Consider the following 11,842-nt stretch of genomic DNA (forward strand, 5'->3'; position numbering starts at 1 on the left):
GTGTCGAGAAGGAGTGTAACATTGCTAATTTGTTTAGTGACCACCTCCCTCCTCTTAAGTGGCTGTTGGGATCATGAGGAATTACCTGCATTCGGATTTGTTCAAGCAGTTGCAATCGATTTGTCCGAAGATGATAAAGGGAAAATCGATTTAACAACTCAATTTATTAAGCCTTCCCCAAAGATCGGTAGTGCCGCAGGTGGTGGAGATAAAGCGTTTTTTAATATTAAAACAACAGGTGATAGTGTTTTTGAAGCAATTCGAGATATTGCGACGCATCTTGGTCGGAAAGCTCAGTGGAGTCATACCAGAATTATATTGATTAGTGAGGAATTGGCTAAAGAACGAAATGTGGGGGAAATTCTAGAGTTTTTCTATCGTGACCATGAACCGAGGCTGATGATTAGCATTGCGGTCATGGAAGGAAAAGCAAAAGATTACCTCGAAAATAAGCCTTTTATTGAAAATACGATCAGTCAACAACTTAAGGAAATTGAAAACTCCTCCTATCAATATAACTCTAAAACAATTGATATAAACTTGTTGGTATTTGGAAGAGAACTAAAGGCAGAAACAGGTACATCAAAGCTTCCCTATTATAAATTCGCTCCTACTGGTGAGCCGATTGTCTATGGAATTTCCTATCTCCAAAATGGAAAACTAACAGGAAAGCTATCTCCGACGGAGACAGAGTCATTGCTGAAATTAACCAATGAAACCCAATCAGGTATTATCGAAGTCCCTTGTGAGGGTTCGAAAGCAAACTTGAAAGAGTCTATTGAAATCAGAGATGTGAACACATCGATTAAACCGAAGTTAACAAGAGATCATACCGCTAATGTTAGGGTGGATATTAAAATGGCAGGAGATATTGGCGAATTAAAGTGTTCAAGTATCGATACAACTGAAAAAATCAATAAATATAACAATAAAGTAGCAGGTGTAGTGAAAAAGAACATTGAAAAAACTCTCCGTGAGTTACAGGAGGATAAAATTGATTTAATAGGGATTGGAAATCAATTTTATCGAAACGACCCTAAGCAGTGGAAAGGAATAAAAGATCAGTGGCCCGACATTTTCAGTGAGGCTTCATTTAAGGTGTCAGTAGAAATGGATATTGGTAATTCAGGTTCAGATATAGGAAAAGCATTCTTTGATTAAGGAAGTGTAAGATGATCGAGAGAGGAATTGTTACCGTCGTTGTCTATCTGCTTCTTGGATACACATGGTTTCTTGATAAGGATAAGAAAAGCAGGAAAGACTTCATCTTTTACATGGCTTTAGTATGTATTTCTTTCTATTTAAGTTTTATCTTTATTATTGGTAAAACGTATTTTAATTTAGATGATCTATTAGACGTTCCTTTTGAACGTCCTGCTCGTATAATTTTTGATTATTTTACATCCTAAACGAAAGGGCGTGCATGCATGAAACAAGTAGAAACAATCAGTACATTACAAATGATATTGCTGTTTCAGGCTTTTATCACGGGATCAACGATAATCAATATTCAAGGTCCATTCATCGGTATTGCAGAAAACGGCGCATGGATTTCGATCCTGTTGGCGAACGGTTTCGGATTCTTCGTGATGATGGTTGTTCTATTCATGTATGAGCGGTATCCCACACTATCGTATATTCAATACACAAAGGTACTATTGTGGAAACCAATCGCATACTTGTTTGGGATCTCTCTCGCTTTAATCGTCATTTTGTTCACAGCAAACATCACTTACGGTATGGGGCAATTTCTGACTACCTCTATGATGAAAGAAAGTCCATTATACATCTTCCACTTTTTGATCATGATGGTCGCCGCCTTAACCGTTAGACAAGGAATCGAAGTGATGGCTCGGATGTTTCATGGCATGCTCTACTTTCTGTTCTTCATCATCCTTTCAATTCTAGTTCTCAATATCACTCATTATCACCCAGAATTCCTTAAGCCGGTGATCACAGCTGGTTGGAAACCAGTGTTTCATGCTGCTTATGTAGGAATTGGCTTCCCTTATGTAGACATCATGTATTTTGCGATGATTCTACCCTATTTGAAACGAGAAAGGAATGAACCTTTTAAACGCTGGATGTATGGAGGTTTACTATTAAATGGAATTATATTAGCCGTTACGATCATAGCAGCAATTATGGTATTCGGACCTATGGTAACGTATGAGAAATTTCCGATCTTCCAGCTCGCAAGAATTATTGAGATTGGAGAGAGTATTCAGCGGTTGGAGTCGATATTTGGCATCGCATTGATCATAGGATCATACATGAAAATAACCATGATGCTTTTCATCATAAATGAAGTCGTTACACAACTATTTGATTTATCGAACAAACGAGCATTTGTATTTCCGCTCGCTTTGCTCGTTTACCTTTTTTCTACTACTAGTTTTAATAATGAGGTTGAACTTGGTGAGAGCGGTCTTTTGATGGAAACAATCCTTGCTTTTTCGCTTGGCTTACTCCCTTTATTGATCGTTGCTGGACGCAGTCTTGTGAAACGATAGTTCTTATCTTCTTTCTTGTGCAAATTGAAGAGTACCTCTTGCTCCAACGACTAATTTTTTGTTCGCTTCTCGTTTTTCATTATCCATATAAACTGCAAAAAGTCTCTCGTTCTCTTCGAATACCTTTATAAACTTTGCTGATGGAAAGAGTTCTTCCATGTCGTTTAAAGAATAACTATTTGCTTTTTCGCGTTGTTTGTTGTAAACATCTATTCGAACAAATTGTTCATTCTCTATCACAACGTGTATATGGTTATAACCCGACATTACTCCGATATCATCTTGGTCACTGTCATATGGAGCAATGTGTAATTGATGCTGTTTATACATTCCCGAGAAAACGAGTACGACTAATAGTACCCCCGTAATGATTAAACCTTTCATAGCTTCCCCTCATATTCTTTTTTCTACAGCTTATTCATTCGAAATGAAACCGTGAAAGGAACCTATTTGAGGTGCGAGATGAGATTCTTTGGACGATTGATATCAACAAAAAAGCACACCTATTAAAAGGTGTGCGTGAACTTACTTTTCCGCTTTTTCTAGCTTTTTCACTTGTTTACTTCTTAGCTGACCACAAGCTGCGTCAATATCTGTTCCGTTTTCATGACGGATAACGCAGTTGATTCCGTGCTTTTTGAGTGTGTCATAGAAAGCAAGGATGGCTTCCTTCTCACTTCGTTGATAAGAATGATCATCAACTGGATTGTAAGGAATCAAGTTAACGTATGAAAGGTGACGTTTGTCACTTAACAGCTTAGCGAGCTGAACTGCTTCTTCCTTATGATCATTAACGTCGCGAAGCATAATATATTCGAACGTAATTCTACGATTGGTTTTCTCAAGGTAGTAATCGATCGCCGGCATTAGTTTGCTAAGTGGATATGCTTTGTTGATCTTCATGATTTTCGTTCGTATTTCATCGTTTGGAGCATGAAGCGAGATAGCAAGGTTAACTTGCAGATCTTCGTTTGCGAAATCATAAATTTGATCAGCAAGTCCACTAGTTGATACCGTGATGTGTCTAGCACCGATTGAAAGTCCTTTTTGAGAATTAACAACGTGAAGGAAGTCCATCATGTTCTGATAGTTATCGAAAGGTTCGCCAATACCCATGATCACGATATGACTTACGCGTTCCTCTTCCCCTTTGTCATCCAGAGCGTGTTGGACGTTCATAATTTGTTCAACGATCTCTCCGCTTGTTAAATCGCGGCTCTTCTTCAAAAGCCCACTTGCACAGAATGAGCAGCCGATATTACAACCTACCTGAGTTGTTACACAAACAGATAGTCCGTAATGGAAGCGCATGAGTACTGTTTCAATAACGTTACCGTCCTGCAATTTAAACAAGAACTTAATCGTACCGTCAGAAGATTCTTGTTTGATTTCTTGTTCTAGCGTTTGGATAACAAAATTGTCTTTTAGTAGTTGGATGCACTCTTTATTAACATTGTTCATTTGTGAAAAGTCTTTTACGCGCTTTTTATATAGCCAATCCCATACTTGTGAAGCACGGAATTTCTTATGACCATGTTCCATTAGCCAATCGGTCAACTGATCAAAAGTCAGCCCGTATATAGATTGTTTCATTTGTAACCCTCTTTTCAATTCTTAGCCATTCATTTCTATACTACTAGAAGTATGCCCAACAAGCAATGGGTTAAGACGAGTTTCCTTGGACGCAGTAATAAAGAACGTGATTTCTGACGAGCTTACTTACTCTGTTTCCTACATCTCTCTTGTATAGCAGCAAGGGCACTTTCTTTATCAGGCTGATTGCTTTCATGCCAACGAATTTTTCTACCGAATTCATCTGCTTTCGCGTACGAGAAGATTTTGCCATCAAACTCAGCTACGCTAATCTCCCAAAAATATGAAACCTCTGCACCTGTTGGTTGCGTTACATCCACCTTATATAAGTAATAATCAACTTTGTTTAACATATGATCCCTCCTCCTCACTTTTTTTCCCTATTCTTTTTCATTGTAAGCTTTGTCTTTGTTTATTTTACACTAAAAAAACAGCTGTTTAACAGCTGTACGGTTTTATCCTAAATTTTCGACGTCCCATGTCCTTATCGCGTAGTACCCACTATTGATTTTCTCTTTTTCAGAAAGTAGCGTACGTTGAAGCTCTGATGGTAGTTTTGTGAAAGCTCCATGCGCTGGATCAATCCCATCATAACTACTATAAATCGGTACAGTTACAATTTGCTTTTCAAACGTATCGAAACAATGTACACATAAAAATCCAACACTTCTCATTCGGTATGAAAACATGATTCTATAGCGATCCATCTATAGTCCCTCCTTTAAGTTATGAATACAGTATGAACGAACGAGAGTTCGTTCATACATGCTGTTGGGAATTTTCTGTATATTTAAAGAATAAAGCACCCGTCATTTCGACAGGTGCTTTATTCTTTATTTCGCTGACTTATATGACGAGGTGTTCACTTCTAAGGTTGAAGATCGAGATTTGTTGGAAGCAATAATATAAATGGCTCCTGCAGCGATGACCGTTACGATGACCGTACCAAGATTGAAGAATCCTTTATCAGCTGTCCAGACGACAGAGTATCCTAATGCTCCTGCTAACGTCGCATAGTAGATGAATGGAATGAGTGTTTTCCGGATAACCTCTCCTTCTTTCCCTACCAGTCCTACAACTGCAGAAGCTGCCACAACATTATGGACGCAAATCATATTACCAGCTGCGCCTCCCACAGCCTGAAGAGCAACAATCCACGAGGCATCAACACCGATTTTGGACCCAACGTCATATTGGAAGAGTGAAAACATCATGTTGCTGATAGTATTACTTCCTGCGATGAATGCTCCTAGACCACCGATGAAAGATGAGAAAAGCGGCCAAAAGTCCCCAGTCAAGGACGCGACACCATCTGCAAGAACGATCGGCATCTTTTCGAAACCTGATGCACCACCTCCTGAGTTCAGAAATACTTGTACCATTGGAACTGTAAATACAAGAGCAGTTGAGGCAGCAATCATCGTTCTCCCGGAATGTGCCCACGCTCGCTTATAGGAGGTAGTATTCATTTGATGGATCACAAATGTGATGAGAGATACTAGAATAAAAATCGTACCTGGTAAATATAGCGGTTGAAAACTTGCAGAAATGTCAGTTCCTAAAATATTCGGGAAACTAACATTCCATGATTTTATCCACTCTAATAAAGGGAGTGCTTTCAACCTAGTGAGAACTAATAGAAGACCCACAAGAATATATGGCGTCCAGGCCCTTACCATCGACATACTACCACTTTTATGAGCAATGTCTTTAATTTCAATACTACCCGTCCAGCCTGGATCCCAGTGTTCTTTATCATCAAAATCCCAGCATTCCTCTTTACTAGGCATTAAAAACCCTTTCTTGGCCGCAGTAACTACAATAGCTAGTCCAACTAGCCCGCCGATCATAGATGGAAACTCTGGTCCGAGAAAATTTGCCACAATAACATATGGGATTGTCATAGCAAAGGCTGCAAAAAGAGCGAACTTCCAGATTTTTATTCCTTCACTAAATGATTTATTTTTACCGAAAAATCGTGTCATAAGAGCGACCACGAACAATGGGATCAGTGTTCCAATGATCGCATGCAAAATGGCGACCCGGCCACCTACCATCGTTACTAAGGAAAGGAAATTATCAGTGATGCTTGCATCTGCTGCTAAACCAGTTTGGACACCAACTAGTATAGGGGTTCCCACAGCGCCAAAAGATACTGGTGTGCTCTGAATTACCATTCCAGCTACTACAGCTGCCATTGCTGGAAAACCGAGACCAACTAAGAGGGGAACAGCGACTGCGGCAGGCGTTCCAAATCCAGCTGACCCCTCTATGAACGAGCCGAAAAGCCATGCGATAATGATCACTTGCACACGTCGGTCCGGGGAAATACCGATAAATCCTTCACGGATCGTCTTAATTCCCCCACTTTCTTGAAGAGTGTTCAAAAGAAGTATAGCACCAAAGATAATATAAAGAAGTGTAGCGGCGACGACCAATCCATTGATGGAAGCAGCTGCAACAGTGGCTCCTGGTACCTTCCAAACAAACAAAGCAAGGACAACAGCGACAATGTAAGAAACTGGCATCGCCTTACTTGCAGGCCATCGAAGTCCTACAAGAAAGATGCCGACTGCCGCAATCGGTAGTATCGAGAGAATGGCTAATAAGCCTGTACTCATTCTTCTTCCTCCAATTCTAAGGTAAAGGTTGATTAGAATGATTATTCTCAGATGAAAGGACATAGTTGTGTCGCTTGATAGTCGCCTAAACCTCTTTATGTGTAAAGTTCAGTAAATTATTATTGAACGTTAACTGTGGATTTTGAGCGCGTAATGCTATTGGTTAAGGATCCTATTTCGTCAATATGACATTTGACCACATCCCCATGTTTTACAAAATGCGCGCCAAGTGGACTTCCGGTCAGAATGACATCACCAGTATGTAAAGTCATTACTTTTGATAGATAAGAAACCATTTCTCTTAATGGAACGATCATGCATTCAGTTGGACTATTTTGCTTTTGCTCACCATTCACATCCGCTTTTACAAACACGCTTGAAGGATCAAGTTCAGTTTCTATAACTGGACCAAGTGGCGTGAAGGTATCGAAAGCTTTACCTAGTGTCCAGTGACCATCTGAATGAAAGTATTGGGGTGCTGTTACGTCGTTCCCTATTGTGTACCCGAAGATGTGATCTAGGACATCTTCTTTTTCAACATTTTTGGCTTCCTTCCCGATAACGATGGCGAGCTCTGACTCGAATTTAATTTCATCAAGACCTTCTGGTAATGACACAGGGGTTTCAGGTCCTATGACTGATGATGAAGGCTTCAAAAAGAAAACAGGTATTTCAGGAAGTTGAGACGGAACTAACTCTTTCTTTTCTACGTAGTTGGCACCTATCCCAATAATCTTTTTGGGAGCTACAGGTGAAAGTAATTTGACTTCATCAATTGAAACTTGCTCTCCAGAATAACTCCACTTTTCAAAAGGATCTCCCACTATTACCTTTAATCTGTTATCTTCTACAATTCCAAATGACGTTTTGTTTTTATACGTAAATCTAGCGAATTTCATAGTCCCACTCCTTCATGATTTTAGTGTGCTGCAGCCGTCTCTTTGATTATTTTCTTTATATCCATACATCGACTAGGTGTTGGGAAGAGTTTTCCTTTATTGAGTAAATCCTTTGGATTAAATACGTCACGAATAGCTGTTTGAGCATCAAGCTCATCATCTGTAAAAACAAATCGCATTTCTTCTTTTTTCTCGATACCCACACCGTGTTCACCTGTAATGGAACCGCCAACATCTGCACAAGCTTTCAAACAGGCTGTTCCAGCTTGTAAGGCTTTTTCAGTTTCTCCTTCAATTCTAGAGTCAAATAAGATTAATGGGTGAAGGTTTCCATCGCCTGCATGAAATATGTTTGCAATCCGAAGGTTATATTCTTTACTAATATCCTTAATGTTTTGAAGTACTTCAGGTAGTGAACTTCTAGGAATCACGCCATCCTGAACTAAATAGTCAGGTGATATTGCGCCCATGGCTCCAAAACCAGTTTTGCGATTTGCCCACCATCGTCCGCGCTCTTCTTCGTCTCTTGCTACCTTTACATCTCTAACGTTGTGGTTTCGACAGACGGATAATATTTGCTCGATTTGTTCATCGATTCCTTCGATAATTCCGTCCACTTCGATTAATAGTAGTGCTTCTATATCATCAGGGTGTCCTACTGGAAATGCACCGGCCTCCACCCCTTCGATAGCAGTTTGATCCATCATTTCGAGAGCGGCAGGAATAATTCCGGCAGAAATAATATCAGAAACAGCATGGCTTCCATCTTCCACCCGATCAAAATATGCGAGTACCGTTTTCTTTCCTTCTGGACTCCTTAGAATACGAACAGTGATTTTAGTGACAATTCCTAACGTGCCTTCTGAACCAGTAAGGATTCCAAGTAAATCGTAACCGGGCATATCCGGTACCCCACCCTCACTGATCTCCACAATCTCCCCATTTGGGAGGACGAGTTCAAGTCCAAGAATATGATTTGTTGTTACGCCATATTTGAGACAGTGGGCTCCTCCGGCGTTTTCAGCAACGTTTCCACCAATTGTACATACATACTGACTCGATGGGTCTGGTGCATAATAATACCCTTTTGACGAAATTGAATTTGTTAGTTTCAAATTGACATAACCGGGTTGCACGACTGCTTGTCTGTTTTCATAATCAACACTCAGTAAGTTTTTCATCTTTACTAAGCTGATGATTACTTCTTCATTTAAAGGGATGGCGCCTCCGCTTAACCCTGTGCCGGCTCCTCTAGCTAAAAAAGGGATGTTGTGTGTATCACAGTATGTCACTGCTGCGGCTACTTCTTCAGTGTTTTTCGGAAAGATCACTGCCTTTGGAAGTGCTTTATGAATCGTGAATCCATCACAGTCATAAGACAATAGATCTTCTTTATGAAATAAGATTGATTTTGCACCAACTATATTAGTCAGGTTCTTGATGTGACGATCGACTGGACGTTTTTTCTTTTTTGCCAAAAACATGCTGAATTACTCCTTCCTGGCATTTGCTGTAGCATCAGAGAGCTTCTTGTCATCTTCCTGGTACGCCCAATCTAATAGTTGAACAGTGTGCACGATCTTACCACCGCGCCCATTCTTTTGTACTCCCATCGCCATCTGTAGCATACAGCCGGGATTCCCCATCGAAATCATATCAACATCATCAGGTACATTCTCCATCTTTCTATCAAGAACAGCAGAAGCCATTTCAGGGTTAGTGATATTGTAGATTCCTGCACTACCACAGCACGTATCCGCATTTGGTTGCTCCACAAGAGTTACACCTGGAATATCCCTTAGTAATTGTCTAGGCTCATGACGGACATTTTGACCGTGAGCTAAATGACAGGCATCATGATAGGTCACACGTTTATTGATCGAGCTATGCGGTTTTTCATATCCGCTATCATAGAGGTACTTTGAAATATCTTCTACCTTCATAGAGAATGTCTCAGCTCTTTCTTTCCATTCAGGATCATTCCGTAGGAGTTCAGGGTACTCTTTGAGAGCACACCCGCATCCTGCAGCATTCACGATGATCTTCTCCGCATCTTCGAAAGCTTCAATATTTTGTTTTGCTAGTTTCTTACCTGTCGCCCTGTCCCCTGCATGAACATGAAGGGCTCCACAACAAGTTTGTCTTTGGGGTAGGGCAACATCGTTTCCATTATGGGTTAGAACATTAATTGTAGATTCATTGATATCGCTAAACATCACATCCATAATGCAACCTTTAAGCATAGCCACCTGAGCTTTTGAAGTTCCCTTAGCAGGTATAACCTCGACGTCTTTATATTTTTTGTGTACAGAGGTTGTTATTTCAGGCATGATTGCTTCCATATCAGCGAGATGTTTTGGCATGATACGAAGGGCACCAGTGGAGCGGATGACCTTCTGCAACCCACTTTTTTGATAGAACTTCAATACCCCCCCTGCTGCCTGTAGTCGATTAGGATGTGGGAATAGTCCTTTCAAGAAGAAATTACTTACGACTCCTTTTACCCCTGATAATGGCATCGCCTGACGAATCTGTCCGCGTGCTTCTTCAATCAACCCACCAACATCTACGTCTGCAGGACAAGCCGTCGTACACGCCCGGCAGTCTAGACACTGAAAAACTGGATCCATAAATTGTTCATTTACTTCAAGCTTTCCATCTGCAACAGACTTTATCAGGTGGACTCTACCTCGCGGGGAATGCTGTTCCTGGCCAGTTTCTAAATAGGTGGGACAGGATTCAAGACACATACCACAGTGGACACAATCGGCCCATTTATTTTCATCAGGGTGATCCTCCCATAAGTAATTACTTAGCTTGTTTGTGGCACATGGCGGAGATTCAGTAGACAATTCCTTCTCTTTAACAGTCATGTTATAACCCTCCTATGTACCGCTTTTCATTCAACGTATTCTTAGGGTCATTACTTTGTTTGATCCCTTCAAAGAGTTTAAAGTAACTAGGTTTGTCACCCCATACGTTTACTCGGTGTCTTAATGAAAAAGGTAGGTGTTTTACTATTCCATATCCTTTCATTGACATTGCGTAAGTTTGAAGGTGTTGGATGGTTTCAATGACAGCTTCAGCATCTCCTTTAAGTGAAACAGTCGTTATCCCGTGTCCCGCTCCTCCGTGAGCTTCAACACTTATTCTACCTTCATGCTGAATGCGAGTAGTTTCAGATAGAATGGAGAAAACGTCCAAGTTCTTTGTGCCAATTTTCATTACTGATCGAGTTGTCGTGTGATCACGATCAGAGAGTGAATTAGGATGAAAATTTGAAATTGTATTCCACATTTCTCTTGCTTCTGAAATAATGGACATCACAACGCCAGCGGGTTTATTTTCTTTGACCCACCTTTTCTGAAATGCAACCGATTTTTCAACATCTTCAAGTGCCAGTAAAAGAGAATAGCCATCTTCGTTAAAAAGTCTTTTTGAAAGAGCGGGAGATAGTATTTCTAGTGATACAGGTTCTATCATCGAATCTTGTATCCGTTTCTTGAAAACTAGTAAATCATCCAGTGCTTCTTCTCTCACTGTTAACATGATAAGGTTTTCACATTTAGGGAGAGGTCTTAATTTTAATGTGATCTCCGTAATGACACCAAGTGTCCCCATAGATCCGACGAATAGTTTATTCATATCGTACCCTGCAACATTTTTGACGACTTTCCCCCCGGTACGAATTATTTTCCCATTAGGATAAACAATCCTCATCCCGATAACATGGTCCCGAGCAGAGCCGTATTTCAAGCGCTTAGGGCCACTGTCATTCGATGCCACGACCCCTCCTATTGTCGCTTGGGCAGGCCAAGAAGGATCTAGGGCTACCATCTGGTCATGTTTTCGTAAGTAGTCCTGAAGCTCTTTCATCGATGTGCCGGGCTTAACTGTTACTGTCATATCGCCTACAGTATGTTCGACAATGCCACTTAGCTCGCGAAGTGAAAGGGTAAGATCATAATTTGATTTCACTCCTCCATATCCTAATTTTGTCCCTCCGCTAACAAGCGTTATTTTTTGTCCCTTTTCATTAGCAGCACGTACAGTCTTAATTACTTCTTCTTCAGAAGTAGGAGAAAAGACATTAGCGTTCCAATTACTAAACTTAGCAGCAGATTCCTCGATCGAAAGTGTATGTCGATCAAGCAAGGGCTTGTCCAAACGCTCTCCCTCCTTTTGTTTCAAACGGCTCAACATTAAAAAGAATATT

Annotated in this window: 12 protein-coding genes; 3 read left to right on the forward strand and 9 right to left on the reverse strand. The window is 40.5% G+C overall.

Going from position 1 to position 11,842, the window contains the following annotated elements:
- Window positions 1–21 precede the first annotated feature (21 nt).
- From SJY16_RS09655 to SJY16_RS09665, 3 genes are read left to right on the forward strand one after another with little or no spacing between them, the layout of a single operon-like run.
- Window positions 22–1,161: a Ger(x)C family spore germination protein gene (locus SJY16_RS09655; protein ID WP_377888946.1), complete on the forward strand. Its 1,140-nt coding sequence runs from the start codon at window positions 22–24 to the stop codon at window positions 1,159–1,161.
- Window positions 1,162–1,172: 11 nt separating this feature from the next.
- Window positions 1,173–1,409 carry a hypothetical protein gene (locus tag SJY16_RS09660; RefSeq protein WP_377888947.1) on the forward strand — a complete coding sequence of 79 codons (237 nt, stop codon included), beginning with the start codon at window positions 1,173–1,175 and terminating at the stop codon, window positions 1,407–1,409.
- Window positions 1,410–1,427: 18 nt separating this feature from the next.
- The gene (locus SJY16_RS09665; RefSeq protein ID WP_377888948.1) at window positions 1,428–2,513 is read left to right on the forward strand and encodes a GerAB/ArcD/ProY family transporter; all 1,086 of its coding nucleotides are present in this window, start codon (window positions 1,428–1,430) and stop codon (window positions 2,511–2,513) included.
- A 3-nt stretch (window positions 2,514–2,516) separates the two neighbouring features.
- Here SJY16_RS09665 and SJY16_RS09670 read toward each other — a convergent pair whose 3' ends face one another.
- From SJY16_RS09670 to SJY16_RS09710, 9 genes are all read right to left on the reverse strand, one after another.
- Window positions 2,517–2,897, reverse strand: a complete 381-nt coding sequence (locus tag SJY16_RS09670; RefSeq protein ID WP_377888949.1) for a hypothetical protein — start codon at window positions 2,895–2,897, stop codon at window positions 2,517–2,519.
- A gap of 141 nt (window positions 2,898–3,038) precedes the next feature.
- Entirely contained in the window at window positions 3,039–4,106 is a 1,068-nt protein-coding gene (gene rlmN / locus SJY16_RS09675; RefSeq protein WP_377888950.1) for a dual-specificity RNA methyltransferase RlmN, read from the reverse strand.
- Between the two features lie 122 nt (window positions 4,107–4,228).
- Window positions 4,229–4,459: a hypothetical protein gene (locus SJY16_RS09680; protein ID WP_377888951.1), complete on the reverse strand. Its 231-nt coding sequence runs from the start codon at window positions 4,457–4,459 to the stop codon at window positions 4,229–4,231.
- 102 nt (window positions 4,460–4,561) lie between these two features.
- A complete protein-coding gene (locus SJY16_RS09685; RefSeq protein WP_377888952.1) occupies window positions 4,562–4,813 on the reverse strand; it encodes a hypothetical protein in 252 nt (83 codons plus the stop codon).
- A 126-nt stretch (window positions 4,814–4,939) separates the two neighbouring features.
- Window positions 4,940–6,727 (reverse strand): L-lactate permease, encoded by a 1,788-nt coding sequence (locus SJY16_RS09690; protein WP_377888953.1) that lies wholly within the window; start codon window positions 6,725–6,727, stop codon window positions 4,940–4,942.
- Window positions 6,728–6,846: 119 nt separating this feature from the next.
- Window positions 6,847–7,626: a fumarylacetoacetate hydrolase family protein gene (locus SJY16_RS09695; protein ID WP_377888954.1), complete on the reverse strand. Its 780-nt coding sequence runs from the start codon at window positions 7,624–7,626 to the stop codon at window positions 6,847–6,849.
- 20 nt (window positions 7,627–7,646) lie between these two features.
- On the reverse strand, window positions 7,647–9,110 hold the full coding sequence (locus tag SJY16_RS09700; protein WP_377888955.1) for an FAD-linked oxidase C-terminal domain-containing protein: 1,464 nt from the start codon (window positions 9,108–9,110) through the stop codon (window positions 7,647–7,649).
- 6 nt (window positions 9,111–9,116) lie between these two features.
- A complete protein-coding gene (locus SJY16_RS09705; protein WP_377888956.1) occupies window positions 9,117–10,499 on the reverse strand; it encodes a (Fe-S)-binding protein in 1,383 nt (460 codons plus the stop codon).
- 1 nt (window position 10,500) lies between these two features.
- The gene (locus tag SJY16_RS09710; protein ID WP_377888957.1) at window positions 10,501–11,793 is read right to left on the reverse strand and encodes an FAD-binding oxidoreductase; all 1,293 of its coding nucleotides are present in this window, start codon (window positions 11,791–11,793) and stop codon (window positions 10,501–10,503) included.
- Between the last annotated feature and the right edge of the window lie 49 nt (window positions 11,794–11,842).

This window comes from Alkalihalobacillus sp. R86527 (assembly GCF_042466185.1).
Classification (GTDB): Bacteria; Bacillota; Bacilli; order Bacillales; family Guptibacillaceae; genus Guptibacillus.

Excerpts from the sequence above, each read along its gene's own strand:
- SJY16_RS09660 (WP_377888947.1), top strand. The coding sequence starts at position 1,173 with ATGATCGAGAGAGGAATTGTTACCGTCGTTGTCTATCTGCTTCTTGGA.
- SJY16_RS09665 (WP_377888948.1), top strand. The coding sequence starts at position 1,428 with ATGAAACAAGTAGAAACAATCAGTACATTACAAATGATATTGCTGTTT.
- SJY16_RS09670 (WP_377888949.1), bottom strand. The coding sequence starts at position 2,897 with ATGAAAGGTTTAATCATTACGGGGGTACTATTAGTCGTACTCGTTTTC.
- rlmN (WP_377888950.1), bottom strand. The coding sequence starts at position 4,106 with ATGAAACAATCTATATACGGGCTGACTTTTGATCAGTTGACCGATTGG.
- SJY16_RS09680 (WP_377888951.1), bottom strand. The coding sequence starts at position 4,459 with ATGTTAAACAAAGTTGATTATTACTTATATAAGGTGGATGTAACGCAA.
- SJY16_RS09685 (WP_377888952.1), bottom strand. The coding sequence starts at position 4,813 with ATGGATCGCTATAGAATCATGTTTTCATACCGAATGAGAAGTGTTGGA.
- SJY16_RS09690 (WP_377888953.1), bottom strand. The coding sequence starts at position 6,727 with ATGAGTACAGGCTTATTAGCCATTCTCTCGATACTACCGATTGCGGCA.
- SJY16_RS09695 (WP_377888954.1), bottom strand. The coding sequence starts at position 7,626 with ATGAAATTCGCTAGATTTACGTATAAAAACAAAACGTCATTTGGAATT.
- SJY16_RS09700 (WP_377888955.1), bottom strand. The coding sequence starts at position 9,110 with ATGTTTTTGGCAAAAAAGAAAAAACGTCCAGTCGATCGTCACATCAAG.
- SJY16_RS09705 (WP_377888956.1), bottom strand. The coding sequence starts at position 10,499 with ATGACTGTTAAAGAGAAGGAATTGTCTACTGAATCTCCGCCATGTGCC.